Below are 25,024 nucleotides of genomic sequence, written 5' to 3'. Positions count from 1 at the left end.
GGAGTCTGAAATGAGCAAACAATTGCAAGACGCATACATCGTCGCCGCCAGCCGCACGCCGATCGGCAAGGCCCCGCGCGGTGTCTTCAAGAACACGCGGCCGGACGAGCTGCTGGTCCACGCGATCAAGTCGGCGGTCGCGCAGGTGCCCGGTCTCGACACGAAGGTGATCGAGGACGCGATCATCGGCTGCGCGATTCCGGAAGCCGAACAAGGGCTGAACGTCGCGCGGATGGGCGCGCTGCTCGCAGGTCTGCCGCAGACGGTCGGCGGCGTGACGGTCAACCGCTTCTGCGCGTCGGGCGTCACCGCGCTCGCGATGGCGGCCGACCGCATCCGCGTCGGCGAATCGGACGCGATCTTCGCGGGCGGCTGCGAATCGATGAGCATGGTGCCGATGATGGGCAACAAGCCGTCGATGTCGCCGCACATCTTCGATCGTAGCGAAGACTTCGGCATCGCATACGGGATGGGCCTGACGGCCGAGCGCGTGGCGGAACAGTGGAAGGTGAGCCGCGAGGACCAGGACGCGTTCTCGGTCGAGTCGCACCGCAAGGCGCTCGCCGCGCAGCAGGCCGGCGAGTTCGGCGACGAAATCGCCGCGTACACGATCACCGAGCGCTTCCCGAATCTCGCGACGGGCGAAGTCGACGTGAAGACGCGCGAGATCAAGCTCGACGAAGGCCCGCGCGCGGATACGTCGCTCGAAGGCCTCGCGAAGCTGCGCACAGTGTTCGCGAACAAGGGTTCGGTCACGGCCGGCAACAGCTCGCAGACGTCGGACGGCGCGGGCGCGCTGCTCGTCGTGTCGGAGAAGGTGCTCAAGGAATTCAACCTGACGCCTCTCGCGCGCTTCGTGAGCTTCGCGGTGCGCGGCGTGCCGCCGGAAATCATGGGCATCGGCCCGAAGGAAGCGATTCCGGCCGCGCTGAAGGCCGCCGGCCTGAAGCAGGACGATCTCGACTGGATCGAGCTGAACGAGGCGTTCGCCGCGCAGTCGCTGGCGGTGATCCGCGATCTCGGCCTCGATCCGTCGAAGGTCAACCCGGTCGGCGGCGCGATCGCGCTGGGCCACCCGCTCGGCGCGACCGGCGCGATCCGCGCGGCGACCGTCGTGCACGGCCTGCGCCGCCGCAACCTGAAATACGGGATGGTCACGATGTGCGTCGGCACCGGCATGGGCGCGGCGGGCATCATCGAACGCCTGTAAGCGGGACGCGACGAAAAACGACGACGGTGCGCGGGCCACGAGCTCGCGCACCGTTTTTCATTCCGGTAGAGGACAGTTCAAGGAGACGGTTGTGGCCGACATTCAAGTGGAACGCGCCGACGGCGTGATGACGATCACGATCGCGCGCCCGGCGAAGAAGAATGCGCTGACGGCGGCGATGTACCAGACGATGGCCGATGCGCTCGCCGACGCGCAGGAAGACAAGGCGGTCCGCGCGATCCTGCTGCGCGGCAGCGACGGCAATTTCAGCTCGGGGAACGATCTCGAGGACTTCCTGAAGTCGCCGCCGAAGGACGACACCGCATCGGTCTTCCAGTTTCTGGCGCGGATCAGCGGCGCGAGCAAGCCGATCGTGGCGGCGGTGCCGGGCATCGCGGTCGGGGTCGGCGTGACGATGCTGCTGCACTGCGATCTGGTCTACGCGGCCGACACCGCAACGTTCTCGCTGCCGTTCGTGCAGCTCGGGCTGTGCCCGGAAGCGGCGTCGAGCGCGTTGCTGCCGCGCCTGGCCGGCCATCAGGTCGCCGCCGAGAAGCTGTTGCTCGGCGAGGCGTTCGACGCGCTGGAAGCGCACCGGATCGGCATCGTCAATCGCGTGCTGCCGGCGGCCGAACTCGACGCATTCGCGGCGAAGCAGGCGGCGAAGCTGGCGGCGTTGCCGGCGGCTTCGCTGCGTGTGACGAAGGCGCTGTTGAAGGAGACGGGCGGCGTGGCGACGCCCGCGCGGATGGCCGAGGAAGCGCGCCACTTCGCCGAGATGCTGCGCGCGCCGGAGGCACGCGAGGCGATGACGGCGTTCTTCGAGAAGCGCAAGCCGGATTTCCGTCAGTTCGACTGAACGGAGCAGGCCGCGCGGCGGTGCATCGCGCGTTGCGCGGCCGCGACCGCGATCAGGCCGTGCCGTAGTCGACGTAACCCGTTTCGCGGCAGAAGCTGACGAGCCGCAAGCCGGCCGCCTTCGCGATCTCGATCGCGAGCGACGACGGCGCGGAGATGGTCGCGACCAGCGGGATGCCGACCCGCGCGGCCTTGCGTACGAGCTCGTAGCTCGCGCGGCTCGACAGGAACACGAAGCCGTCGGTGGGATCGGCGCGCGACAGCACGAGCGAGCCGATCAGCTTGTCGAGCGCATTGTGGCGGCCGACGTCCTCGAATGCCGTCCGGATCGCGCCTGTTGCGTCGCACCATGCGGCCGCATGCAGGCCGCCGGTCAGTTTCGTGAGCGCCTGGTGTGCCGGCAGCGCATGCGCTGTACGCGCCAGCGCGTCGGGCGCGAGGCGCGCGAGAAAGCCGGTATCGGGCACGCGTTCGGGCGCAAGGTCGAGCAGGTCGATGCTTTCGATTCCGCAGACGCCGCAGCCGGTGCGCCCCGCGAGCGCGCGGCGCCGGTCCTTCAGCGCGGCGAACGCCTGCTGGACGACTTCCAGGTGGACTTCCGCATGCGGCAGCGGCGCGTCGGCGTGCAGGATCACGTCGATGTCCTTGATGTCGCTGCCGCGCGCGACGATCCCTTCCGAGATCGCGAAGCCGACCGCGAACGCTTCGAGATCGCACGGCGTACACATCATCACCGCGTGCGAGATGCCGTTGAAGACGAGGGCGACCGGCCATTCCTGGCCGACGAAGTCGTGCGCGGCCTCGACCGCGCCGCCGCGCGTGCGGCTCACGAGCAGCTCGATCGCGCCGCGCGGTTCGTCGCGAAGTTCGTCGCGCGGTGTGTCTGATTGGGTCGGATTCACGAGCACTCCCGTTGATTCGAAGCACGGCCGGCGACGATCGTGCCGCCGCCCGCGCGCAGAGGTTCTAAAATACCCCAGGCAAGCCGGCCGCGCCGGCATCCGCCACGTCAGGTAACGACCATGGGACTCAGCGACGCTCCGTTGCTCTTCAACTTCGAACACGATTCGTCGGAAAACTTCACGTACATCCCGATGATCGTGCGTTTCAATCTCGACCGCTTCGGGCTGTGGATTTCGCTCGAACAGTGGCAGCTGCTGCCGCTCGAGGACCGCAAGCTGCTCGCGCGCTTTCCGGCCGACGACGACACCGCGATCGAGCCCAACTTCGATCACGCGCTGTTCGAAATGCTGCGCACGCACGCCGACCTCGAACCGTCGTGGTTCCAGCCGGACCAGCAGCCGAGCTGGCGCGCGACCGACACCGTGCCGGACGCGCTCGTGCAGCAGAGCGCGCTGGCCGGGCTGCCGGCGCCCACGCTCGAGCAGTGGCAGCGGCTCGCGCCGTTCCAGCGCTACGTGCTGACGAAGCTGTCGCGCAAGCCGACGCTCAATCACGACTTCGTGCCGGCGATGCGGGAGTTCGGGCTGACGGCCACGCACTGACGGGCCCCTGGGGAGCGCCGCGCGGACGGACCGGTCGGCGCCGCGCCGGTACGCGGTTACAGCGGCGGCAGTTGCCGCGGCTTGCGGTCGGGGCCGGTCGCGACGTACGTGAGCGTCGCTTCGGTGACCTTCACGATTTCGCCCATCAGGCGCATGCGCTGCGCATACACCTCGACGTCGACCGTGATCGACGTGTTGCCGGTGCGCGTGATGGTCGCGTAGAAGCTCAGCAGATCGCCGACGAATACCGGCTGCTTGAACACGAACGAATTGACCGCGACCGTCGCGACGCGGCCGTTCGCGCGCTGGCTCGCGGGGATCGAACCGGCGATGTCGACCTGCGACATGATCCAGCCGCCGAACACGTCGCCGTGAACGTTCGCGTCGTGCGGTTGCGGGACGACGCGCAGCGCGGGCTGCTTCTGCGGGAGTTCGAGGGTCGAATCGGTCATGGCGGGGCTTTCATCCTGTAATAAATGGGCCGCCGCGCGCAGCGTGGCCGGCGAGGGCGCCGGCAGCGGCGCGAAGCGGCTTCTGCGACAATACAACGTTCGCAAATTGTACGAGAAAGCGCGCGAGCTGGCCGCCGATCCGCGCGGCCCGTACCGCCGCACAACCCTTCCCCCATGCGCCGATTTCCCGCTTCCGGCGAGCCCGCGCCGGCTTCGACCGGGCCTCGCAACGACTGGCAGACCATCCGGTCGCTGCTGCCGTACCTGACCACCTACAAATGGCGCGTCGCACTCGCGCTCGGCTGCCTGATCGGTGCGAAGGTCGCGAACCTCGGCGTGCCGGTCGTGATGAAGCGCATCGTCGATCATCTGTCCGCCGTGCAGCAGCTCACCGCGCTCGGCCGTGCCGAGCAGTCGGCCGGGATCGTGCTCGCGGGCGGCGTCGGGCTGCTGGTCGTCGCGTATGCGCTCGTGCGGCTGTCGACGTCGCTCTTTACCGAGCTGCGCGAAATCCTGTTCTCGAAAGTCACCGAGAGCGCGGTGCGCCAGCTCGCGCTGCAGGTGTTCCGGCATCTGCACGGGCTGTCGCTGCGGTTTCACCTCGAGCGCCAGACGGGCGGCATGTCGCGCGACATCGAGCGCGGCACGCGCGGCATCCAGCAACTGATTTCGTATTCGCTGTACAGCATCCTGCCGACGCTCGTCGAGGTCGGGCTCGTGCTCGGCTTCTTCGTGGTCAAGTACGAGGCCTACTACGCGTACGTGACGTTCGCGGCGCTCGTCACGTACATCGTGTTCACCGTGAAGGTCACCAACTGGCGCACGCATTTCCGCCGCACGATGAACGAACTCGATTCGCGCGCGAACTCGCGGGCGATCGACTCGCTGATCAACTACGAGACGGTGAAGTACTTCGGCAACGAGGAGTGGGAGGCGCAACGCTACGACGAGAACCTGAAGCGCTACCGGAAGGCCGCGATCCGTTCGCAGAACTCGCTGTCGGTGCTGAACTTCGGCCAGCAGGCGATCATCGGCACGGGGCTCGTGTTCATCCTGTGGCGCGCAACCCAGGGCGTGCTCGCGGGCAAGCTGACGCTCGGCGATCTCGTGCTGATCAACACGTTCATGCTGCAGCTGTACATTCCGCTGAACTTCCTCGGCGTCGTCTATCGCGAGCTGAAGCAGAGCCTGACCGACATGGACCGGATGTTCGGGCTGCTGTCGGCGCCGAAGGAAGTGGCCGACCGGCCCGATGCGCCGCCGCTCGCGGTGGCCGGCGCGCAGGTGCGCTTCGAGCACGTGAACTTCGCGTACGAGCCGTCGCGGCAGATCCTGCACGACGTGACGTTTACGATCGAGGCCGGCACGACGACTGCGGTGGTCGGCCACAGCGGTTCGGGGAAGTCGACGTTGTCGCGGCTGCTGTTCCGCTTCTACGATCTCGACCGGCAGGCGGGCGGCGCGATCCGGATCGACGGCCAGGACATCCGCGACGTCACGCAGGAATCGCTGCGCGCATCGATCGGGATCGTGCCGCAGGACACCGTGCTGTTCAACGACTCGATCTACTACAACATCGCGTACGGCCGGCCGACGGCGACGCGCGACGAAGTGGTCGCGGCCGCGCGCGCCGCGCACATCCACGATTTCATCGAGGGGTTGCCGAAGGGCTATGACACGCCGGTCGGCGAGCGCGGGCTGAAGCTGTCGGGCGGCGAAAAGCAGCGCGTCGCGATCGCGCGGACGCTGCTGAAGGATCCACCGGTGCTGCTGTTCGACGAAGCGACGTCGGCGCTCGATTCGCGCTCGGAACGCGCGATCCAGCACGAACTCGACCAGATCGCGCGGCATCGCACGACGCTCGTGATCGCGCACCGGCTGTCGACGGTCGTGCACGCGCAGCAGATTCTCGTGATGGACCACGGGCGGATCGTCGAGCGCGGCACGCACGACGAACTCGTGCGCGCCGACGGGCTGTATGCGCAGATGTGGGCGTTGCAGCAGCGGAACCGCGAGCAAGCCGAGTATCCAGCGGGCTATTGAGCAGCAGCGTGTCGGTCTAGACCAGCGTTTGCAGTCTAGCGCGAGCGCGTGACAAGCTTGGCGAACGCGCGGACGCTCTTTCCGGGCACCATGCAGTGCTGATCAATTGGCTTAGTCGAGCGTTGTACCCGAAGCCTTGCGAGGAGACACTGCCTTGGGAAACAACCAAGTCGTCCCGTACGTCGCGGTGCGCTTTTTGAGCCAATGCTAGCAACGTCTGCTTAGGGTCTGCTAATTCGTCAGGGGTTTGCGGAAGTTTCGAAACCTTAGGCCCCAGCAACGTTCGCATGGCTACGTGGTCAGCAAGTATCCAGGACTCAATTTCACGAACCGCTACTCTGAACACCAAATTCTTGGATGGTTTTTTCGTGCCGAGCCATTCCTTGATCAAAATTTTCGGATGGGCGATCTGATCAAGATCCGTGATTAATAAAACGGGTTGCTGCTCGGACATTTGGCATAGGTTTGGAATGCGCTTCCTTAAATATCCATTGCCCTGCTTGCCTATACAAAGACCGACCTCAAGGCCGGCCTCCTGTGCCAAACGTTTTCCGATCTGCTCACTTACCTCATCTTCCGTTGCTATAACTAGCCACGTCATTGCCACAGTCCCAATTGTTCGGCGGTTTTGGGGTGCGTTTTAGGAAGCACTACTTCTGCGACCGACAGCCCATTTTTAAGCGCGAATTCTTCCTGTGCATTGATAGGTCGAACACGAGTTCCCTCTTGCGCAGGCTCAAGTAGCAGAACTCCGCGGCCATCGATGGCAGGATTGCTCAGCAGCGCCTCGCTGTGCGTGCTAATCAGCACTTGCCGGGGACGCCGCTTTCTATCTCGTTGAATGCGATGCAGTAGCCGAGGGATTTCGCGGACAATGGCGTCATTTAGAGATAGCTCTGGTTCCTCTAGCAGCAGTAAAGAATCTCCCTCAAGGAGCACCCATAGAAGCGCTAGTAGTCGCAGGGTGCCATCTGAAAACTGCTCTTCACGCTGCCATCCGGCATTTGGTCGATAGTGCGAATATTTTGCTTCCAAATGTGGTCGGCCGTTTATTTTGTCAGGAGCGAAGCGCAATTCTTTGAACTGAGGAACAGCCAACTCTAAAGCAGCACCAATTTTTTTTAAGCGTGAATCGCGCGTTTTTTCGGGTGTTTTCGCGATGCGCTCAAGGAAGCCTTGTCCAAAAGGATCTTCTTCGAGACGTTGTCCGCCAATTTTGTCACCGTACTTGAGTAGTTGAGGAACGAGATGCAGATAGGTCGTTTCTGCGAAGAATGCGGCGAGTTCGCGGAACTTTGCATTACCCTGGATTTGCTCGAGTGCTGTCTGCGTTAAACGGACTGCGTCCTTTTTGTCGTTCTCATCTGGTCGATTCAGTAAACATTTTTCGCCTTGCCATACCTGCTCTATCGAAATCAGTGTGCGTTGGGCGCCTTTTCCTTCGGGTTTAAATCCCAATATATATCGCCAGAGTGGTTTGTCGTCGTCCACATTTTCGGCGACATGGACTTCGATACTAACTTCCGGGTCCCTGCGTGCATGCAGGCAGCGGAGTTTCTGAATTCCCTCGCGATCATGAATGGCCTTTTGTAGTCCGCCGCCTTGCGGCTTGCTCACATCTCTCAGAAACCGAAATGCATCGAGTAGATTCGATTTTCCGGAAGCGTTTGCTCCGAGTAGGTAGGTGCGGTCACGTAGTGGAACGTCAACTTCGCGAAAATTGCGCCAATTTTTTAATTTGAGATGAGTGACGATCATGAAGGCTTCCTCGATGGAGGAGGTGATTATAAGCTTACTGCCATTCTAGCGTTACGAGGTTGTCTCAAATTAGTGTGCAAGAAGGGGCGATTTAGTTCGAGTTCAACGAATCTTTGAGTTTCCGATCCAGCTCGCCGAGCTGCGCGGGCGTGCCGACGTTCTCCCAGATCCCTTCGTACAGCTCGCCGCTCGCGCGGCCGGCTTCGATCGCCGCGCGATAGTACGGCGTCAGCGCGCGCCGCGTGCCGGGCGCGAGGTCGCGGAACATCCGCGTGTCGTACAGGCCGATGTTGCCGAACGTGAAGCGCGCGGCGCCGTCGAGCGCGAGACGGCCGTCGTCGCCGAGCGCGAAGTCGCCGGCCGGATGGAACGGCGGGTTCGGCACCATCACGAGGTGCATCGCCGGCGTGTCGAGCGCGGCCATCCGGGCGGCGCGCGGCGCGAGCGTCCGGTAGTCGAACGCGCAATACACGTCGCCGCTGACGGCCGCGAACACGGCCGGCTGTCCGTCGCGCTCGAGCAGCGGCAGCGCCTGCGCGATGCCGCCGGCGGTTTCCAGCGCGTCGCCCTCGGCCGAATACGCGAGCCGCACGCCCCAGCGCGAACCGTCGCCGAGCGCGGCCTCGATCTGCTCGCCGAGCCACGCGTGGTTGATCACGATCGTCTCGATGCCCGCACGCGCAAGCGCCTCGATCTGCCAGACGATCAGCGGCTTGCCGCCGGCTTCGAGCAGCGGCTTCGGGCAGGTGTCGGTCAGCGGGCGCATCCGCTCGCCGCGTCCGGCGGCGAAGATCATCGCCGTGGTCAGGGTAGGGCTCATGTTCGACGAGGCGTGAGGACGGTCAGAACGTATAGCCGACGTCGGCCGGCGCGTTGCCCTCGAGCTCGTCGAGCAGCTTCGCGAACGGCACGAGCGGGCGATAGCGCAGCGCGACCTTGCGCGCATACGCGAGAAAGCGCGGCAGGTCGTTCAGATAGTGCGGCTTGCCGTCGCGGTAGTTGATGCGCGCGAACAGGCCGAGGATCTTGATATGGCGCTGCAGCCCCATCCATTCGAGCTGGCGGTAGAACTCGCCGAAGTCGGGATCGACCGGCAGGCCGGCCTTTTTCGCCTTTTCCCAGTAGTACGCGAAGCAGTCGAGCTCGAACTCTTCGTCCCAGCTGATGAATGCGTCGCGCAGCAGCGACACGACGTCGTACGTCAGCGGCCCGTACACGGCGTCCTGGAAGTCGAGCACGCCCGGGTTCGGCTCGCACACCATCAGGTTGCGCGGCATGAAGTCGCGCAGCATGAAGCCTTGCGGCTGCGCATGCGCGCTCGCGACCAGCAGCGCGAACGTGCGGTCGAGCGTGCCGCGCATCGCGTCGGTGACGGGCTTGCCGAGGTGGCGGCCGACGAACCATTCGGGCAGCAGCTCCATTTCGCGGCGCAGGAACGCTTCGTCGAACGGCGGCAGCACGTCCGGCTTCGACGTGAGCTGGAAGCGGATCAGCGCATCGAGCGCGGCGCGCATCAGCGTTCGCGCGGCGGCCGGATCGGCCGGATCGAGCACCGAGATGTACGACGTGCGGCCGAGGTCGGTCACGAGCATGAAGCCCGCGTCGAAATCGTGGGCCAGCACGTCCGGCACGTGGTCGCCGGCCGCGGCGAGCAACTGCGCGACCTGGACGAACTCACGGCACTTCTCGGGCGGCGGCGCATCGACCGCGATCAGCGTGCCGCCCGCGCTGGCGGCCGATGCGACGCGGAAATAGCGGCGGAAACTGGCGTCCGACGACGCGGGCGCGAGGGTCGACAGATCGAGCGCGTAGCGCTCGGCGAGCGGGCGCAGCCACGCGGTGAGCGCTTCGAGGCGGGCGTCGGGCTGGGATGCGGCGGATGGGGGCGTCATGAAACTCGGCGGAGGGGGGAACGTCTTGCCATATAATACCCCACGACTTTTTTGACGCGCCCCGCGTCAGCTTCCGCCGTGCAGGCTCGCCGCCTGTCGCGCCGCCCGTGCGATCGCCTCCCCGGTTTGCGAAGAGCCGCAGTCGCGGCTCGACGGCGCGGCCCGCCGCGCGACGGTGCCGCGCAGGCGCGGTTGACAAGGGGCGATTCGCCAAACGATAGATGCCGCCCAAACCGCTATTCCCGAATGTTTTCCCCGGTGACGGGGCGCCGCGCAAACGGCGGCTCGCGCTCGCGCTCCTGGCTGTGCCCGGCCTCGTGCCGGCCGTGTCGTACGCGCAGCTGACGGGTGCGGCTGCGCAGCCGCAGCCGCTCGACTCGCCGTGGGATCTGCGTCTCGCGCCCCAGCTCGAGGATCATCCGCTGAAGGACGGCGCGAAGCCGGCCGCTTTCGTGATCGCCGACCACACGAGCGGCACCGCCGAGCAGGACCTCGCCGCGAAGGGTTCGGCCGAGCTGCGGCGCGGCGACGCCGTCGTGAAGGCCGACGCGATCCACTACGATCAGGATACCGACATGGCCGATGCGTACGGCCAGGTCAAGGTGGTCAACGGCGGTACGTCGTTCGCGGGCCCCGAGGCGCACCTGAAGATCGAGGCGAACCAGGGCTTCATGACCGCGCCGAAGTATCACTTCAACGTGACGGGCGGGTCGGGCAGCGCGGAGCGGGTCGACATGGTCGACAACGAGCGCTCGGTGTTCGTCAACGGCACGTATACGGCGTGCCAGTGCTCGACGAACCCCGCGTGGTACATCAAGGGCAGCCGCTTCGATTTCGATACGGGCGCCGACGAGGGCACCGCGCGCAACGGCGTGCTGTTCTTCCAGGGCGTGCCGATCTTCGCGAGCCCGTGGATGACGTTTCCGCTGTCGGGCGAGCGGCGCAGCGGCCTGCTGCCGCCGACGTTCTCGATGAACTCGAGCAACGGCTTCGAGCTGACGCTGCCGTACTATTTCAACATCGCGCCGAACCGCGATCTCACGCTCACGCCGCGCATCATCTCGCGGCGCGGCGTGATGACCGAAGCGACGTTCCGCTACCTGTCGCCGTCGTATTCGGGCACGTTTACGGCCAATTACCTGCCGGATGACCGGCTCGCGCACCGCAACCGCTACGCGATCTACTGGCAGCACCAGCAGAACTTCGGCGGCGGTTTCGGCGGTTACGTCTACTTCAACAAGGTCTCGGACAACACGTATCCCGAAGACCTCGGGTCGTCGAACCAGTTCATCAACGGCACGCAGACGCTGTACCAGCAGGAAGCCGGCCTCACGTACAACAACGGCCCATGGTCGGTGCTCGCGCGCTACCAGCACTGGCAGACGCTGCCGCCGTCGATCGCGCCGTACAGCCGCGAGCCGCAGTTGAACGTGAAGTACACGAAGTACAACGTCGGCGGCTTCGACTTCGGCGCGGAAGCCGACTATTCGCGGTTCCGCATCACGACCGCCGATGCGACCCAAGGCGACCGGATCGTCTTCAACCCGTACATCGCGTACGGCGTGTACGGCCCCGGCTACTTCGTCGTGCCGAAGGTCCAGTATCACTTCGCGTCGTACGACCTGAACTACCTGTCGTCCACCACGCCGAACAACCCGAAGCGCTTCACCGAGTCGATCCCGACCGTGAGCTTCGATTCGGGCCTGATCTTCGATCGTTCGGTGCGCCTGTTCGGCCAGGACTTCATCCAGACCCTCGAGCCGCGCCTGTACTACGTGTACACGCCGTATCGCGATCAGTCGAACGCGCCGCTGTTCGACACCGCGGAATCGGACTTCGGCCTCGCGGAGATCTACCAGCCGAACACGTTCGTCGGCAACGACCGGATCGCCGATGCGAACCGGATCACGGCCGGCCTCACGTCGCGCTTCATCGATCCGCGCACCGGCGACGAGCGCGCGCGCTTCGTGATCGCGCAGCAGTATTACTTCGCCGATCAGCGCGTCACGCTGAACCCCGGGCAGAGCGCCGTGCTGGCGCGCCACTCGGACCTGATCGTCGGCGCCGCGCTGAAGCTCGGCTCGGGCTTCATGTCGGAAACGGCGTTCCAGTACAACCAGAACAACAACCAGCTCGTGAAGTCGAGCGTCGGTTTCGGCTACAGCCCGGGCGAGCGCCGCGTGATCAACGTCGGCTACCGCTATACGCGCGCGAACACCACGCTCGACAACCAGCCGATCAACCAGTTCCTGGTGTCCGCGCAATGGCCGCTCACGCGCCGCCTGTATGCGATCGGCCGTTTCAACTACGACCTCGCCGGAGATCGCGTGGTCGACGGTCTGGTCGGCTTACAATACGACGCGGATTGCTGGGCGCTCGGGGTCGGGGTGCAGCGGGCCGCGAACGGCATCAATTCGTCGGGACAGCAGAACTCGTCGACGCGATTCATGATGCAGCTGACGCTCAAGGGCTTGTCGACCATCGACAACGGCCTCGTGTCCGCATTCCGCGCCGGGGTGCCGGGCTATACGCCGTTGCCGCCGCCGCCGCCGCCGATGTCCCGCTTCAGCAACTACGAGTAACGCCGGCATGTCTGCACCGGTCAGCACGATTTCAATGGAGTTTCAGTGGCAATGAAGAAAACCCTTCGCTTCGCGGCAGTCGTGTCCAGCCTCGCCGCGTCCGCCGCGCTGCTCGCCGCCGCGCCGGTCGCGGCGCAGGCACTCGGTTCGCAAGGTGCGCAGCTCGCCGACGAAGTCGTCGCGGTCGTCAACAACGACGTGATCACGGGCCGCGAACTCGACCAGCGCGTGGGCCTGATCGCTCGCCGGCTGCAGCAGCAGAACGCGCCGGTGCCGCCGGCCGACCAGTTGCGCGCGCAAGTGCTGAACCAGATGGTGCTCGAACGTATCCAGGTGCAGAAGGCCAAGGACGACGGGATCCGCATCGACGACGCGACCGTGCAGGCCACGCTGCAGCGGCTCGCGCAGGCGAACGGGATGACGCTCGACCAGTACCGCGCGCGTCTCGAGGCGCAGGGCGTGCCCTGGAGCATCTTCACGAACGACGCACGCACCGAACTGATGCTGTCGAAGCTGCGCGAGCGCGAGGTCGACGGCAAGATCACGGTGTCGGACGCCGAAGTCGCGAACTACATCGCGAGCCAGCGCGGGCCGAACGCGTCGCAGCAGCAGGACCTGCGCTTCCAGCACATCTTCATCAAGGCGCCCACCAACGCGCCGCAGGCCGACATCGAAGCCGCGCAGAAGAAGGCCGAGGCGCTGCTGCAGCAGGCGAAGTCGGGCGCCGATTTCGAGCGGCTCGCGAAGAACAACTCCGAAGCGAACGACGCGAAGAAGGGCGGCGATCTCGGCTTCAAGGCGCCGAGCGCGCTGCCGGCCGACGTCGTCGACGCCGCGTCGAAGCTGCGCCCGGGCCAGGTCAACCCGACGCTGATCCGCGTGCCGGACGGCTTCGAAATCGTGCGCCTGGTCGATCGCCGCCAGAGCCAGGGCGCGAGCGCCGCCGCGCCGAAGATCGTGCAGACGCACGTGCGCCACATCCTGCTGCGTGTCGGCGAAGGCAAGTCGGAAGGCCAGGCGCGTCAGCAACTGATCGACATCCGCAACCAGGTCGAGGCCGGCGGCGATTTCGCGAAGTTCGCGCGCACCTACTCGCAGGACGGTTCCGCATCGCAGGGCGGCGACCTCGGCTGGATCAGCCCGGGCGAGACCGTGCCGGAATTCGAGCGCGCGATGAACAACCTGCAGGACGGCCAGATCAGCCAGCCGATTCGTACCGAGTACGGCTACCACCTGATCCAGGTGCTGAACCGCCGCGAGGCGGAAGGGTCGGTGCAGCAGCAGATGGACATCGCGCGTCAGGCGATCGGCCAGCGCAAGGCGGAACAGGCATATGCCGACTGGCTGCGCGAGCTGCGCGATTCGTCGTACGTGCAGTACAAGATCGGCGGCGTCGGCCCGGCGAACTGAGCGAGCATCGAATGACCACGCCCGCGCTGCAGATCGCGATCACGACCGGCGAACCCGCGGGGGTCGGGCCGGAACTGACCGTGCAGGCGCTGCGTGACGCCGCGCAGCGCTGGCCCGACGCGCATTTCACCGTGCTCGGCGATGCAGCGCTGCTCGACGCGCGGGCGGCGGCGGTCGGCGCCGACCCGGCCGCGTGGGCCGGCGGCACGCAGGTGTCGGTCGCGCATCATGCGCTGGCGGTGCCGGCGCAGGCGGGCAAGCTGGACGCGGCGAACGGCCGCTACGTGCTCGGGCTGCTCGACGCGGCGATCGACGGCGCGCTGGCGGGCCGGTACGACGCGATCGTCACCGCGCCGCTGCAGAAGAGCACGATCAACGACGCGGGCGTGCCGTTCACCGGCCATACCGAATACCTGGCCGAACGCACGCATACGCCGCGCGTCGTGATGATGCTGGCGGGCACCGGCGACCGGCCGTTGCGCGTCGCGCTCGCGACCACGCACCTGCCGCTGAAGGACGTATCGGCCGCGCTGACGATCGACGGGCTCGTCGAGACGCTCGCGATCGTCGATCGCGACCTGCGGCGCGACTTCGGTCTCGCCGCGCCGCGCATCCTCGTGACGGGCCTGAACCCGCATGCGGGCGAGAACGGTTATCTCGGTCGCGAGGAGATCGACGTGATCTCGCCGGCGCTGGCCCGCGCGAACGCGCAACGCATCGACGCGCGCGGCCCGTATCCGGCCGACACGCTGTTCCAGCCGCGCCATCTGGCCGATGCCGACTGCGTGCTCGCGATGTTCCATGATCAGGGCCTGCCCGTGCTGAAGTACGCGACGTTCGGCGAGGGCATCAACGTGACGCTCGGGCTGCCGATCATCCGCACGTCGGTCGATCACGGCACCGCGCTCGATCTGGCCGGCACGGGCCGCGCGGATCCGGGCAGCATGATCGCCGCGCTCGATACGGCCGTCACGATGGCGTGCCATCGTCGCGCAGCCTGACGCTGCGGCTTACCCCATTCGTCGTATTTTTCGTTTTACTCAGTCGATGTCGAACAGCAGACAGCACCAAGGCCATTTCGCGCGCAAGCGCTTCGGGCAGAACTTCCTCGTCGATCACGGCGTGATCGACTCGATCGTCGCGACGATCGGCCCCGCGCGCGGCCAGCGGATGGTCGAGATCGGCCCCGGGCTCGGCGCGCTGACCGAGCCGCTGATCGAGCGCCTCGCGACGCCCGAGTCGCCGCTGCATGCGGTGGAGCTCGATCGCGACCTGATCGGGCGCCTGCAGCAACGCTTCGGCGCGCTGCTGGAGCTGCACGCGGGCGACGCGCTCGCGTTCGACTTCCGTTCGCTCGCGGCGCCCGGCGACAAGCCGTCGCTGCGGATCGTCGGCAACCTGCCGTACAACATTTCCAGCCCGCTGCTGTTTCACCTGATGACGTTCGCCGATGCGGTCATCGACCAGCATTTCATGCTGCAGAACGAAGTCGTCGAGCGGATGGTCGCGGAGCCGGGCACGAAGGCGTTCTCGCGGCTGTCGGTGATGCTGCAGTACCGCTACGTGATGGAAAAGATGCTCGACGTGCCGCCGGAATCGTTCCAGCCGCCGCCGAAGGTCGATTCGGCGATCGTCCGGATGATCCCGTACGAGCCGCACGAACTGCCGGACGTCGATCCGGTGCTGCTCGGCGAAATCGTCACGGCCGCGTTCTCGCAGCGCCGCAAGATGCTGCGCAATACGCTCGGCGACTATCGCGAGACGATCGATTTCGATGCGCTCGGCTTCGATCTCGCGCGCCGTGCGGAGGACGTGAGCGTGGCCGAATACGTCGGCGTCGCGCAGGCGCTCGCGGCGCGGCGCCAGGCCGGATGACGCGCGTGGCGCAAGCCCGCCGGCCGTATCGAAGAGGCTGCCCGACCGGCAGCTTTTTTGTTGCCCGCGCGTCCTGCGCCGGTCGTCACGACCGCCGGCGCGGCGGCGCGTTGACGAGCGCGATGCCGGTCAGCACGAGCGCGGCCGCGGACAGGAAGCGCCAGCCGACCGTTTCGCCGAGCAGCAGCACGCCGAACGCGACGCCGAACAGCGGCGACAGGAACGTGAAGACCGACAGCCGGGACGCGCTGTAGCGCGTCAGCAGCCAGAACCACGACAGGTAGCTGACGAACGCGACGATCACCGACTGGTACGCGAGGCTCGCGATCGCGAGCGGCGTGACCTGCGCGAACGACATCTGCCCGAGCAGCGCGGCGAGCGCGACCAGGACGACCGCCGATACCGCGAGCTGGTAGAACAGCGTTTTGCTTGCGCTCGCCCGCGCGAGCGTCGTCGAACGCACGACGACCGTCGTCGCGGCCCACATCGCGCCGCCGAGGATCCCGAGCGCGTCGCCGGCGAGCCCGGCCAGCACGGACGCGCCGGGCGCGCGCGGCTTCAGGAAGCCGTCGGCGAACGCGAGCGCAATGCCGGCGAATGCGAGGCCGACGCCGGCCCATTGCGTCCGCTGCAGCCGCTCGCCCGGGGCGAACAGGTGCAGGCCGAGCGCGGTGAAGCACGGCGCCGTGTACAGGAAGATCGCCATGTGCGACGCGCTCGTCAGCGTCAACCCGAAGAACACGCAGACGAATTCGCCGGCGAACAGCGCGCCGGCCGCGAGCCCCGCGCCGAACGTGCCGTCCGCCCGAAACAGCGGTGTGCCGCGCGTGCGCGCCCAGCCCCATAGCAGCAGCGCGGCGATCACCGAGCGCAGCCCGGCCTGGAACATCGGCGCGATCGCGGCGTTCGTGCTCTTGATCGCGACTTGCTGGAAACCCCAGATCGCGCACAGCAGCAGCATCAGGCCGACGGCGCGCGTATCGAGTGCGCGGCGCACGGGGGCGGCGGCGAGCGCGGTCATCGGCGCACCTCGCGGAGGCGGTACGGTAGCGGCGCGCTCGGGTGGGCGGCGCGCCCGGCGCGCTCGAATCGGCGGTTTCGCACGGCAGTGGGGCGTACGGAAGAGTAGGTGGTCGCGGTCGGGGCAGGATGCATGCCCGATTTTGGTGCGAAGTGGAAGGATGTTACCCGATCGGCGCGGTGGCCGGCGAGCCGGATCGTACCGTTTTTCGCCGCGACGCTCGTGCGCGCGAGCGGGCAACCGATGCACCGCGTCGGCCGCGCCCCGGCCAGGTGCATCGGGCCAGGCGCTCGCGGCTAGGTGTCCCCGACCGGACGCCCCCGGCTAGGCGCCCCCGGCTGGGCGCCCCCGAACTAGGCGTCCCCGACTAGGTGTCCCCGGCGAAATTCACCCGACTCCGGTAGAATTTCCGGCTCTGGAAAGTCCCCACAGGAGTACAACACATGCGTTTGCTGCATACGATGCTGCGAGTCGGCGATCTCGACCGCTCGATCAAGTTCTACACCGAATTGCTCGGCATGAAGCTGCTGCGTCGCGAGGATTATCCGGAAGGCAAGTTCACGCTCGCGTTCGTCGGCTACGAAGACGAGAGCACGGGCACCGTGATCGAGCTGACCCACAACTGGGAGACGCCGTCCTACGATCTCGGCAACGGCTTCGGCCATCTGGCGGTAGCGGTCGACGATGCGTACGCGGCCTGCGAGAAGATCAAGGCGCAAGGCGGCAAGGTCACGCGCGAGGCGGGCCCGATGAAGCACGGCACGACCGTGATCGCGTTCGTCGAGGATCCGGACGGCTACAAGATCGAGTTCATCCAGAAGAAGTAAGCGCGCGATGAACGGGGCCGCGGCATGCGATGCCTGCCGCAGCAGCGAACGAAACAGGGCGGTGCGGGGTAACCCGCACCGCCCTGTTTCGTTGGCGGCGAAGCCGTGCGCGTCAAAGCGACGGCAGCAGCTCGGGCGGGTGATGCTTGAGCGTGTGCCGGGCTTCGCGGAACTCGGGGAAGATCGATTCGACGGTCTGCCAGAAGGCCGGGCTGTGGTTCATCTCGCGCAGGTGCGACAGTTCGTGCGCGACGACGTAGTCGATGATCGACATCGGAAAATGGATCAGCCGCCAGTTCAGGCGGATCTTGCCGTCGCTCGAGCAACTGCCCCAGCGCGTCGCGGCCGACGACAGCGCGTACATCGAATACGTGACGCCGAGCCTTTCCGCGTAGACCGCGAGGCGCTCGCCGAAGATGCGTTTCGCTTCGCCTTGCAGCCAGCCCTGCACGCGATCCTTGATCTGCTGCATGTCGGCCTGCACGGGCAGCGGCAGCGACAGCCGCAGCGCATCGGCATCGAAGCCGACGGCGCCCGCGCCGAGCGCGATCGTCACCGTCTTGCCGAGATACGGCAGTTGCGCGCCGTCGCGCCAGTCGATCTGCGGCAGCGCGCGCTGCTCGGTGCGTGTCTTCCACTCCGCGAGCTTCGCGAAGATCCAGCGTTGTTTCTCGGCGATCGCCGCTTCGATGTCGGCGAGCGTGACCCAGCGCGGCGCGGTGATCGACAGCCCGCTACCGTCGATCGTGAAGCCGATCGTGCGGCGCGCCGAGCGCTTCAGCCGGTATTCGAGCACGCGACTGTCGAGCGCGAACGTGCGCACGCGTGAGCGATCGCGCACCGGGCCCGGATCGAGCGGCGCGGCGGGCGCGGCTTCGGGCGGCGCCGGCGGCGCGGCAGGCGCCGACGGCGCCGCGGCCGGCCCGTCGAAGAGCGGCAGATCCATCTGGCGATGATCGAGGGCCACGACGGCAGGCCGTGGCCGCGGACGCTGTTTCATCAGTTCGCTTCTTTTTGTCGTACGCAACGGCTGCAATCCGGGGCTTCAGGCGCGTGCGGCATCGCGGGTGCCGGCGTTGCCCGCCGGACGATACGCATCGGGATCGATGCGGCGCATTTCCGCTTCGATCCATGCTTCGACCTGCGAGTTCAATACGTCGGGCGTCTTGCCTTCGACCGGAATCGGCTTGCCGATCGACACGGTGACGACGCCCGGGAATTTCGTAAACGAATTGCGCGGCCACACATGACCTGCATTGTGCGCGATCGGCACGACCGGCGTGCCGGTTTCGATCGCGAAACGCGCGCCGCCCGTCTTGTACTTGCCTTGCTTGCCGACCGGTGTGCGCGTGCCTTCGGGGAACATGATCATCCATGCGCCTTCCGACAGGCGCTTCTTGCCCTGGCGGATCACCGACGCGAACGCGTTCTTGCCTTCCTTGCGGTTGATGTTGACCATGTGCAGCAGCCCGAGCGCCCAGCCGAAGAACGGCACGTACAGCAGCTCGCGCTTGAACACGTAGCAGAGCGGCTTGGGCATCAGCGCCGGAAACGCGAGCGTCTCCCACGCGGACTGGTGCTTCGACAGCAGCACGGCCGGGCCGTCGGGCAGGTTCTCCATCCCTTCGATCCGGTAGCGGATGCCGTTCAGCCAGCGCACGACCCACAGCGTCGACTTGCACCAGCCGGCCGCCATCCAGTAGCGCGCGTCGGGGCGCATGAACGGAAACGCGATGAAGCACGCGGTGGCGTACGGCACCGTGTACAGGATGAAGTAGATCAGCAGCAGCAGGGAGCGGACGAAGCGCATCGGCGTGAGTCTGGCGTTGGGGAGGATGCGCGCGGCAGCCGCATCACTCGTGTTCGAGTGAAAGAAAATCGAGCGCGAAGGCGCGCAGGTCGTCGTGGACTTTCGTGCCGTCCGGCAGATTGCCGGCGGCGAGCGTCTTCTTGCCCTTGCCGGTCAGCACGAGGTGCGGCTGGAAGCCGACCGCGACGCCGGCCTGCAGGTCGCGCAGCGAATCGCCGACGACCGGCGTGTTGGCGGGATCGATCTCGAAGCGCTCGGCGATCATCTGCATCATGCCGGGTTTCGGCTTGCGGCAGTCGCAGCGATCCTCGGCCGTGTGCGGGCAGAAAAACACCGCGTCGATGCGCGCGCCGACCGCGGCCGCCGCGCGATGCATTTTCAGGTGCATCTCGTTGAGCGCGGCCATGTCGAACAGCCCTCGACCGATGCCGGACTGGTTGGTCGCGACGACCACGCGGTAGCCCGCGTGGTTGAGCCGCGCAATCGCCTCGAAGCTGCCGGGCAGCGCGATCCATTCGTCGGGCGTCTTGATGAACGCGTCCGAATCGACGTTGATCACGCCGTCCCGGTCGAGGACGACGAGCTTTCGGTTGGGGCTGATCGGCATCGTGCGGCCCTTATGCGGCGAGCTTCGAGATGTCGGCGACGCAGTTCATCTGCTGGTGCAGCGCGGACAGCAGCGCGAGACGGTTCGCGCGCAGTGCCGGATCTTCCGCGTTGACCATCACGTCGTTGAAGAACGTGTCGACCGGCGCGCGCAGCGCGGCGAGCGCCGACAGCGCGCCCGTGTACGCACGTGCCTCGAGCTGCGACTGCACGCGCGGCGTGACGGCCGCGAGCTGTTCGTGCAGCGCCTTCTCGGCGGCCTCGACGAGCAGCGTCGACTGCACCGCGCCGTTCGCGACGCCTTCCGATTTCTTCAGGATGTTCGAGATCCGCTTGTTCGCGGCCGCGAGCGCTTCGGCTTCCGCGAGGCGCGTGAATTCGCGCACCGCGTCGAGGCGCGCGACGAGATCGTCGATGCGCGTCGGGTTCAGGCTCAGCACCGCGTCGATTTCGCCGGCCGAATAGCCGCGCTCGCGCAGCAGGCCGCGCAGGCGATCCATGAAGAACGCGAAGATCGCGTCGGTCGATTCGGCGACGCCCGGCACGTCGTCAAAGCGTGCATGGGCCGTGCGCAGCAGCGCCACGAGATCGAGCGGCAGCTGCTTTTCGAGCAGCAGGCGCAGCACGCCGAGCGCGTGGCGGCGCAGCGCGAACGGATCCTTCTCGCCGGTCGGCGCGAGGCCGATGCCCCAGATGCCGACGATCGTCTCGAGCTTGTCGGCGAGCGCGACGGCGGTCGACACGGGCGTGGTCGGCAGCGCATCGCCGGAGAAGCGCGGCTGGTAGTGCTCGGCGCAGGCGAGCGCGACGTCGTCGGCTTCGCCGTCGTGGCGCGCGTAGTACGTGCCCATCGTGCCCTGCAGTTCGGGGAACTCGCCGACCATGTCGGTCAGCAGGTCGGCCTTCGCGAGACGGGCGGCGCGCTTCGCGTGCGCGGTGTCGGCGCCGATCGCCGGGGCGATCTCGCCGGCCAGCGCCTCGAGGCGCTCGACGCGTGCGAGCGCCGAACCGAGCTTGTTGTGATAGACGACGTTCGCGAGCTGCGGCACGCGCTCGGCGAGCGGCTTCTTCTTGTCCTGCTCGAAGAAGAACTTCGCATCGGCGAGGCGCGGGCGCACGACGCGCTCGTTGCCTTCGATGATCTCGCCCGGCGTCTTCGTCTCGATGTTCGACACGATCAGGAAGCGCGAGCGCAGCTTGCCGCTAACGTCGGTCAGCGCGAAATACTTCTGGTTCGTCTGCATCGTGAGGATCAGGCATTCCTGCGGCACCTGCAGGAATTCGTCCTCGAAACGGCACGGGTAGACCACCGGCCATTCGACCAGCGACGTCACTTCGTCGAGCAGCGATTCGGGCATCACGACCGTGTCGCCGTTCGCGTGTTCGTTCAGCTGCGTGCGGATCGTTTCGCGGCGATCGGCGAAATGCGCGATCACGCGGCCCTTGTCGCGCAGCGTGTCGGCGTACGCGCGCGCATGCTGGATCGCGACGAGGCCGTCGGACAGGAAGCGGTGGCCGAGCGTGGTGTCGCCGGCGTCGACGCCGAACGCGGTGACGGGCACGACGCGGTCGTCGTGCAGCACCGTCAGGCGATGCACCGGGCGCACGAACTTCACGTCCGAGCCGTCCGGGCGCTGGTACGTCATGAATTTCGGGATCGGCAGCTTCGCGAGCGCTTCGTCGAGCGCGGCCTGCAGGCCGTCGGCGAGCGTGGCGCCGGCCGCCGAATAGTTGATGAAGAACGCTTCGGCCTTGCCGTCCTGCGCGCGCTCGAGATCGGCGATCGACAGGTTCGGGTGGCCGAGCGCCGCGAGCTTCTTCGCGAGCGGGGCCGTCGGCTTGCCTTCGGCGTCGAGCGCGACCGACACGGGCAGGACCTTTTCGCGGACCTGCCGGTCGGGCGCGACGGCGCGCACGTTCTGCACGACGACCGCGAGGCGGCGCGGCGTGGCGTAGCGTTCGAACACGAGTTCGCCTTCGACGAGGTCGCGCGCCGCGAGGCGTTGCGCGAGACCTTCGGCGAATGCGTCGCCGAGGCGCGCGAGGGCCTTCGGCGGCAGCTCTTCGGTCAGCAGTTCGACGAGCAGGGGGGCGGGATGATTATGCGTCATGGTTGGAATGAATCTCGTCTCGTCAGTCCTGATCGATCTTGCGTTCGACCTTGAGCGGCGGCGCCCATGCCGGCTGCGCGGCGTCCTGGGCGTCGGTGGTGAGGCCCGGCACGCCCGGCGGGTTGCCGAGCATCGGGAAGCCGAGCTTCTCGCGCGAGTCGTAGTAAGCCTGCGCGACGAGACGCGACAGCGCGCGGATGCGGCCGATGTACGCCGCCCGCTCGGTGACCGAGATCGCGCCGCGCGCGTCGAGCAGGTTGAACGTGTGGCCGGCCTTCAGCACGAGCTCGTACGCGGGCAGCGCGAGCTGCGCGTCGATCATCTTCTTCGCTTCGGCTTCGTAGCTGTTGAAGAACGTGAACAGCAGGTCGACGTTCGCGTGCTCGAAGTTGTAGGTCGACTGCTCGACCTCGTTCTGGTGGTACACGTCGCCGTACGACAGGCGGCGCAGCTCGGGGCCGTTCGGGCCTTGCTCCTCCCACTCGGTCCACACGAGGTCGTACACGTTCTCGACCTTCTGCAGGTACATCGCGAGGCGCTCGAGGCCGTACGTGATCTCGCCCAGCACCGGCTTGCATTCGAGGCCGCCGACTTCCTGGAAATACGTGAACTGCGTGACTTCCATCCCGTTCAGCCACACTTCCCAGCCGAGCCCCCACGCGCCGAGCGTCGGGTTCTCCCAGTCGTCCTCGACGAAGCGCACGTCGTTCTGCTTCAGGTCGAAGCCGAGCGCTTCGAGCGAGCCGAGGTACAGGTCGAGGATGTTTTCGGGCGCCGGCTTGAGCACGACCTGGTACTGGTAGTAGTGCTGCAGGCGGTTCGGGTTTTCGCCGTAGCGGCCGTCCTTCGGGCGGCGCGACGGCTGCACGTACGCGGCGCGCCACGGCTCGGGGCCGACCGCGCGCAGGAACGTGTGGACGTGCGACGTGCCCGCGCCGACTTCCATGTCGATGGGCTGGAGCAGGGCGCAACCCTGCTTGTCCCAGTAGGACTGCAGCGTCAGGATGATTTGCTGAAACGTAAGCATGAAGAGCCTTCGTGGCGCTGGCGCTCCGTTGCGGACGGCGCTCCGGGCGGGCCCGGAGGGTCGGCTCGCGCGGCGGCGCGGCTTGTTAGTGTGCTGAAACGCGTAATTTTACCGGATCGGCGACCGGATGCGGCCGGAAGGCGGATGCGGGCACTGCCGGGCCGTTTCCGGCGGCCTGCGCGTCGACGGCCCGTATGCGCCGCGCGGCCGCGTGTGGCCCCTCGCGACGGGCGTGCCGCCGCGCGTCGCGCGGGGGGTAAGATGCGCGTATTGCGGCGCGCGCCATGCGTGCCGCGTCACCGCTTGCCGACGCTCACTGCATGGACGAACCGACCGACATCCTGATTCCGCTGCTTCCGCCGTTCCTCGCGCTGCTCGAGCGCGCCGCCGACGCGCAGGCGCGCGGCGAGCGCCCCGCGCACGATCTGTGGCTCGCCGCCGCCGCCCATCTGCACGCGGTCGATGCGGCGGCGATCGCGCAGCTCACGGCCGCGCTCGCCGCGCGGCAGCGCATGGACGATGCGGTTGCGCTTGCCGAATGCGCGGCGCGTGCGCAGCCGGGCGCGCACGCGTACTTCAACCACGGCTACGCGCTGCAGGTGGCCGGCCGTCACGCGGACGCCGTCGCGCCGTACCGCGCGGCGCTCGCGCTCGATGCCGGCCTGCCGTCGCTGCGGAACAACCTCGCGATCGCGCTGCGGCTGTCGGGCGGCGACCGCGCGGACGAGATCGCGCTGCTCGACGCGGCCGTGAAGCACGATCCGCACGACGTGCAGGCGTGGACCAACCTCGTCGTCGCGCGGATCGCGACGCACGATCTGGACGGTGCGCTCGCGTGCGCCGCGCGGCTCGCCGAGCTCGCGCCCGACAACGCGCTCGCGATGAACAACGTCGCGATGGCGATGAAGGAGGCGCAGCGCTGGGACGATGCCGAGCGCCATGCGGCGCGGGCGTGCGAGCTGGCGCCCGACGATGCGTCGTTCCGCTTCAACCTCGCGATCATCCAGCTGGTGCGCGGCAACCACGCGGCGGGCTGGCGCGGCCACGAGGCGCGCTGGGACGGCGCGGGCGAGTTGCGCGGCCGCCGGCCGGCGTTGCCGGGCCCGCGCTGGCAGGGCGAGCCGCTCGCCGGCAAGACGCTGCTGGTGTGGGGCGAGCAGGGGCTCGGCGACGTGCTGCAGTTCTGCCGCTTCGTCGCGCCGCTCGCCGAACGCGTGCATCGCGAGGGCGGTTGGCTCGCGTGGAATACGTTCCCGGCGCTCGGCACGCTGATGCAGCGCAGCCTCGGCGCGCACGCGGACACATTCAGCGCGGGCGGCGGCGTCGACGCGCTGCCGGCATTCGATTACGAAGTGCCGCTGATCGGCCTGCCGCTGATGCTCGGCATGGAGGCATCGACGCTCGCCGAGTCGGTGCCGTACCTGCGCGCCGAGCCGGGCGCATGCGACGCATGGCGTGCGCGGCTCGCGGGCGACGGCCGGCCGAAGGTCGGGCTCGTGTGGACGGGCAGCGCGGGCCATCAGCGCAATCCGTTCCGGCGCGTCGGGCTCGAGCGCTATGCCGACGCGTTTCGCGACATCGACGGCGTCGCGTTCTATTCGCTGCAGCCGGGCGCGGACGCGGATGTCGCCGCCGCGCGCGCGACGGGTTTCGCGATCGAAGACTACACGGCAGAACTGAAGAGCTTCGACGATACGGCGGCGTTCATCGGCGCGCTGGATCTCGTGATCACCGTGTGCACGTCGGTCGCGCACCTGGCCGGCGCGCTCGGCGCGCGTACCTGGGTGCTGCTCGACGTGAATCCGCACTGGCCTTGGCTGCTCGATCGCCGGGACAGCCCGTGGTATCCGACCGCGACGTTGTACCGGCAGCCGACGTTCGGCGCGTGGGCGCCGGTGATGGAGGAAGTGAGCCGCGACCTTCGGCGCGTCGCCGCGCAGTCGGAACCATCGGATCGATCGGGCCAATCGGACCAGTCGGCCCGGCGGGCCTGACCCGACGGCCCGCTCGCGCTCACGGGCCGCCGCGCTCGACGGC

General features: G+C 67.2%; 22 protein-coding genes. 10 read left to right on the top strand and 12 right to left on the bottom strand.

Features of this window, described 5'->3' with window-relative positions; genetic code table 11:
- Positions 1 to 10 precede the first annotated feature (10 nt).
- The gene (locus WS54_RS27205; protein WP_059780515.1) at positions 11 to 1,210 is read left to right on the top strand and encodes an acetyl-CoA C-acyltransferase; all 1,200 of its coding nucleotides are present in this window, start codon (positions 11 to 13) and stop codon (positions 1,208 to 1,210) included.
- Between the two features lie 91 nt (positions 1,211 to 1,301).
- Complete coding sequence (locus WS54_RS27200; protein WP_059780516.1) at positions 1,302 to 2,069, top strand: enoyl-CoA hydratase; 768 nt, start codon at positions 1,302 to 1,304, stop codon at positions 2,067 to 2,069.
- A 52-nt stretch (positions 2,070 to 2,121) separates the two neighbouring features.
- On the opposite strand, the gene fdhD is transcribed toward WS54_RS27200, so the two are convergent.
- Positions 2,122 to 2,976: a formate dehydrogenase accessory sulfurtransferase FdhD gene (gene fdhD / locus WS54_RS27195; RefSeq protein WP_108041978.1), complete on the bottom strand. Its 855-nt coding sequence runs from the start codon at positions 2,974 to 2,976 to the stop codon at positions 2,122 to 2,124.
- Between the two features lie 114 nt (positions 2,977 to 3,090).
- Between fdhD and WS54_RS27190 the strand changes: the two genes are divergently transcribed.
- The gene (locus WS54_RS27190; protein WP_059780517.1) at positions 3,091 to 3,573 is read left to right on the top strand and encodes a nitrate reductase associated protein; all 483 of its coding nucleotides are present in this window, start codon (positions 3,091 to 3,093) and stop codon (positions 3,571 to 3,573) included.
- Positions 3,574 to 3,629: 56 nt separating this feature from the next.
- Here the strand turns inward: WS54_RS27190 and WS54_RS27185 are convergent, their stop codons facing one another.
- Positions 3,630 to 4,025: an acyl-CoA thioesterase gene (locus tag WS54_RS27185; protein WP_034208354.1), complete on the bottom strand. Its 396-nt coding sequence runs from the start codon at positions 4,023 to 4,025 to the stop codon at positions 3,630 to 3,632.
- A gap of 174 nt (positions 4,026 to 4,199) precedes the next feature.
- On the opposite strand from WS54_RS27185, the gene WS54_RS27175 reads away from it, so the two are divergent.
- A complete protein-coding gene (locus WS54_RS27175) occupies positions 4,200 to 6,068 on the top strand; it encodes an ABCB family ABC transporter ATP-binding protein/permease (RefSeq protein ID WP_059780518.1) in 1,869 nt (622 codons plus the stop codon).
- A 16-nt stretch (positions 6,069 to 6,084) separates the two neighbouring features.
- On the opposite strand, the gene WS54_RS27170 is transcribed toward WS54_RS27175, so the two are convergent.
- The 4 genes from WS54_RS27170 to WS54_RS27155 all read right to left on the bottom strand — a co-directional run bounded on the left by WS54_RS27170 (position 6,085) and on the right by WS54_RS27155 (position 9,718).
- Positions 6,085 to 6,669 carry a DUF4276 family protein gene (locus tag WS54_RS27170; protein ID WP_108041976.1) on the bottom strand — a complete coding sequence of 195 codons (585 nt, stop codon included), beginning with the start codon at positions 6,667 to 6,669 and terminating at the stop codon, positions 6,085 to 6,087.
- Positions 6,666 to 7,826 (bottom strand): AAA family ATPase, encoded by a 1,161-nt coding sequence (locus WS54_RS27165; RefSeq protein ID WP_082725044.1) that lies wholly within the window; start codon positions 7,824 to 7,826, stop codon positions 6,666 to 6,668. Before WS54_RS27165 ends, WS54_RS27170 begins: the two co-directional genes overlap by 4 nt.
- A 91-nt stretch (positions 7,827 to 7,917) precedes the next feature.
- On the bottom strand, positions 7,918 to 8,646 hold the full coding sequence (gene murU / locus WS54_RS27160; protein ID WP_059780519.1) for an N-acetylmuramate alpha-1-phosphate uridylyltransferase MurU: 729 nt from the start codon (positions 8,644 to 8,646) through the stop codon (positions 7,918 to 7,920).
- Between the two features lie 22 nt (positions 8,647 to 8,668).
- The gene (locus tag WS54_RS27155) at positions 8,669 to 9,718 is read right to left on the bottom strand and encodes an aminoglycoside phosphotransferase family protein (RefSeq protein WP_059780520.1); all 1,050 of its coding nucleotides are present in this window, start codon (positions 9,716 to 9,718) and stop codon (positions 8,669 to 8,671) included.
- Positions 9,719 to 9,939: 221 nt separating this feature from the next.
- Between WS54_RS27155 and WS54_RS27150 the strand changes: the two genes are divergently transcribed.
- From WS54_RS27150 to rsmA, 4 genes are read left to right on the top strand one after another with little or no spacing between them, the layout of a single operon-like run.
- A complete protein-coding gene (locus WS54_RS27150; RefSeq protein WP_059780521.1) occupies positions 9,940 to 12,300 on the top strand; it encodes an LPS-assembly protein LptD in 2,361 nt (786 codons plus the stop codon).
- Positions 12,301 to 12,351: 51 nt separating this feature from the next.
- Positions 12,352 to 13,710 (top strand): peptidylprolyl isomerase, encoded by a 1,359-nt coding sequence (locus WS54_RS27145; protein ID WP_034208349.1) that lies wholly within the window; start codon positions 12,352 to 12,354, stop codon positions 13,708 to 13,710.
- 11 nt (positions 13,711 to 13,721) lie between these two features.
- Positions 13,722 to 14,711: a 4-hydroxythreonine-4-phosphate dehydrogenase PdxA gene (gene pdxA, locus WS54_RS27140; RefSeq protein ID WP_059780522.1), complete on the top strand. Its 990-nt coding sequence runs from the start codon at positions 13,722 to 13,724 to the stop codon at positions 14,709 to 14,711.
- Positions 14,712 to 14,757: 46 nt separating this feature from the next.
- Positions 14,758 to 15,585, top strand: coding sequence for a 16S rRNA (adenine(1518)-N(6)/adenine(1519)-N(6))-dimethyltransferase RsmA (rsmA, locus tag WS54_RS27135; RefSeq protein ID WP_034208347.1), 828 nt, complete (start codon positions 14,758 to 14,760; stop codon positions 15,583 to 15,585).
- Between the two features lie 85 nt (positions 15,586 to 15,670).
- On the opposite strand, the gene WS54_RS27130 is transcribed toward rsmA, so the two are convergent.
- Entirely contained in the window at positions 15,671 to 16,606 is a 936-nt protein-coding gene (locus WS54_RS27130; protein ID WP_034208346.1) for a DMT family transporter, read from the bottom strand.
- Positions 16,607 to 17,049: 443 nt separating this feature from the next.
- Here WS54_RS27130 and gloA point away from each other — a divergent pair, with 443 nt between their 5' ends.
- The gene (gene gloA, locus WS54_RS27125; protein WP_006477863.1) at positions 17,050 to 17,433 is read left to right on the top strand and encodes a lactoylglutathione lyase; all 384 of its coding nucleotides are present in this window, start codon (positions 17,050 to 17,052) and stop codon (positions 17,431 to 17,433) included.
- Between the two features lie 112 nt (positions 17,434 to 17,545).
- Here the strand turns inward: gloA and WS54_RS27120 are convergent, their stop codons facing one another.
- From WS54_RS27120 to glyQ, 5 genes are read right to left on the bottom strand one after another with little or no spacing between them, the layout of a single operon-like run.
- On the bottom strand, positions 17,546 to 18,433 hold the full coding sequence (locus tag WS54_RS27120; RefSeq protein WP_059780523.1) for a M48 family metallopeptidase: 888 nt from the start codon (positions 18,431 to 18,433) through the stop codon (positions 17,546 to 17,548).
- Positions 18,434 to 18,478: 45 nt separating this feature from the next.
- A complete protein-coding gene (locus WS54_RS27115) occupies positions 18,479 to 19,243 on the bottom strand; it encodes a lysophospholipid acyltransferase family protein (protein ID WP_059780524.1) in 765 nt (254 codons plus the stop codon).
- Between the two features lie 43 nt (positions 19,244 to 19,286).
- Complete coding sequence (gene gmhB, locus WS54_RS27110; protein WP_059780525.1) at positions 19,287 to 19,850, bottom strand: D-glycero-beta-D-manno-heptose 1,7-bisphosphate 7-phosphatase; 564 nt, start codon at positions 19,848 to 19,850, stop codon at positions 19,287 to 19,289.
- Between the two features lie 10 nt (positions 19,851 to 19,860).
- On the bottom strand, positions 19,861 to 21,960 hold the full coding sequence (gene glyS / locus WS54_RS27105) for a glycine--tRNA ligase subunit beta (protein WP_059780526.1): 2,100 nt from the start codon (positions 21,958 to 21,960) through the stop codon (positions 19,861 to 19,863).
- A gap of 22 nt (positions 21,961 to 21,982) precedes the next feature.
- Positions 21,983 to 22,987, bottom strand: coding sequence for a glycine--tRNA ligase subunit alpha (gene glyQ / locus WS54_RS27100; RefSeq protein WP_006477868.1), 1,005 nt, complete (start codon positions 22,985 to 22,987; stop codon positions 21,983 to 21,985).
- A gap of 320 nt (positions 22,988 to 23,307) precedes the next feature.
- Here glyQ and WS54_RS27095 point away from each other — a divergent pair, with 320 nt between their 5' ends.
- A complete protein-coding gene (locus tag WS54_RS27095; RefSeq protein ID WP_059780527.1) occupies positions 23,308 to 24,981 on the top strand; it encodes a hypothetical protein in 1,674 nt (557 codons plus the stop codon).
- Positions 24,982 to 25,024 lie beyond the last annotated feature (43 nt).

It is taken from the genome of Burkholderia sp. NRF60-BP8 (genome assembly GCF_001522585.2).
Taxonomy (GTDB): domain Bacteria; phylum Pseudomonadota; class Gammaproteobacteria; order Burkholderiales; family Burkholderiaceae; genus Burkholderia.
The sequence above is the reverse complement of the archived record's forward strand: the minus strand, read 5'-3'. Positions and strand labels throughout refer to the sequence as shown.

Excerpts from the sequence above, each read along its gene's own strand:
- WS54_RS27170 (WP_108041976.1), bottom strand. The coding sequence starts at position 6,669 with ATGACGTGGCTAGTTATAGCAACGGAAGATGAGGTAAGTGAGCAGATC.
- murU (WP_059780519.1), bottom strand. The coding sequence starts at position 8,646 with ATGAGCCCTACCCTGACCACGGCGATGATCTTCGCCGCCGGACGCGGC.
- WS54_RS27165 (WP_082725044.1), bottom strand. The coding sequence starts at position 7,826 with ATGATCGTCACTCATCTCAAATTAAAAAATTGGCGCAATTTTCGCGAA.
- WS54_RS27185 (WP_034208354.1), bottom strand. The coding sequence starts at position 4,025 with ATGACCGATTCGACCCTCGAACTCCCGCAGAAGCAGCCCGCGCTGCGC.
- WS54_RS27150 (WP_059780521.1), top strand. The coding sequence starts at position 9,940 with ATGCCGCCCAAACCGCTATTCCCGAATGTTTTCCCCGGTGACGGGGCG.
- WS54_RS27175 (WP_059780518.1), top strand. The coding sequence starts at position 4,200 with ATGCGCCGATTTCCCGCTTCCGGCGAGCCCGCGCCGGCTTCGACCGGG.
- glyQ (WP_006477868.1), bottom strand. The coding sequence starts at position 22,987 with ATGCTTACGTTTCAGCAAATCATCCTGACGCTGCAGTCCTACTGGGAC.
- WS54_RS27130 (WP_034208346.1), bottom strand. The coding sequence starts at position 16,606 with ATGACCGCGCTCGCCGCCGCCCCCGTGCGCCGCGCACTCGATACGCGC.
- WS54_RS27095 (WP_059780527.1), top strand. The coding sequence starts at position 23,308 with ATGGACGAACCGACCGACATCCTGATTCCGCTGCTTCCGCCGTTCCTC.
- WS54_RS27120 (WP_059780523.1), bottom strand. The coding sequence starts at position 18,433 with ATGAAACAGCGTCCGCGGCCACGGCCTGCCGTCGTGGCCCTCGATCAT.
- glyS (WP_059780526.1), bottom strand. The coding sequence starts at position 21,960 with ATGACGCATAATCATCCCGCCCCCCTGCTCGTCGAACTGCTGACCGAA.
- gmhB (WP_059780525.1), bottom strand. The coding sequence starts at position 19,850 with ATGCCGATCAGCCCCAACCGAAAGCTCGTCGTCCTCGACCGGGACGGC.
- WS54_RS27115 (WP_059780524.1), bottom strand. The coding sequence starts at position 19,243 with ATGCGCTTCGTCCGCTCCCTGCTGCTGCTGATCTACTTCATCCTGTAC.
- gloA (WP_006477863.1), top strand. The coding sequence starts at position 17,050 with ATGCGTTTGCTGCATACGATGCTGCGAGTCGGCGATCTCGACCGCTCG.
- WS54_RS27190 (WP_059780517.1), top strand. The coding sequence starts at position 3,091 with ATGGGACTCAGCGACGCTCCGTTGCTCTTCAACTTCGAACACGATTCG.
- WS54_RS27145 (WP_034208349.1), top strand. The coding sequence starts at position 12,352 with ATGAAGAAAACCCTTCGCTTCGCGGCAGTCGTGTCCAGCCTCGCCGCG.
- pdxA (WP_059780522.1), top strand. The coding sequence starts at position 13,722 with ATGACCACGCCCGCGCTGCAGATCGCGATCACGACCGGCGAACCCGCG.
- WS54_RS27155 (WP_059780520.1), bottom strand. The coding sequence starts at position 9,718 with ATGACGCCCCCATCCGCCGCATCCCAGCCCGACGCCCGCCTCGAAGCG.
- WS54_RS27205 (WP_059780515.1), top strand. The coding sequence starts at position 11 with ATGAGCAAACAATTGCAAGACGCATACATCGTCGCCGCCAGCCGCACG.
- rsmA (WP_034208347.1), top strand. The coding sequence starts at position 14,758 with ATGTCGAACAGCAGACAGCACCAAGGCCATTTCGCGCGCAAGCGCTTC.